We start from the raw sequence: 414 nt of genomic DNA, 5'->3' as shown, positions 1-414 counted from the left end.
GAACGAGAAGGTCTTGCTGGCCGGCTATTTTCGGAGCGTCGAGGCCGTCCGCGACTCGACCTCGACGCAGGTCGGCCGATTCATCGTGATGCAGGCGGATCTGGAGGGCGGGTACAACGGCGAAAAATTCGCGGTAGTAGGATCGTTCGGAAGGCAGGAGTTCCGCAACGGTCTCCAGAGCACGAGCCGGATGTTCAGCCGCCGGCACTATGTTCTCGCGCGGCTGGGTGAGCAACACAATCTCCGCGTCGGAAAATTTCTTCATTTCTACGGCACGAACGACCCCAATCACAATCTTTACGTGCGGCGAGATACTCAGATGGGATTCGATACCGAGTCCTACAACGCCGAGTTCTCGTGGCTGGGGGATCAGTTCAGTTTATATTTAACGGGATTATTCGGCGCCCTCGGTGA

At 57.0% G+C, this 414-nt stretch carries 1 protein-coding gene; it reads left to right on the top strand.

Features of this window, described 5'->3' with window-relative positions; translation table 11 throughout:
• Positions 1 to 13 precede the first annotated feature (13 nt).
• Positions 14 to 414: hypothetical protein (locus KH893_RS12620; RefSeq protein WP_281166375.1), on the top strand; the 401-nt coding region annotated here is incomplete at its 3' end.

It is taken from the genome of Liquorilactobacillus sicerae (genome assembly GCF_029916425.1).
In the GTDB taxonomy this organism is placed as follows: domain Bacteria; phylum Bacillota; class Bacilli; order Lactobacillales; family Lactobacillaceae; genus Liquorilactobacillus; species Liquorilactobacillus sicerae.
The sequence above is the reverse complement of the archived record's forward strand: the minus strand, read 5'-3'. Positions and strand labels throughout refer to the sequence as shown.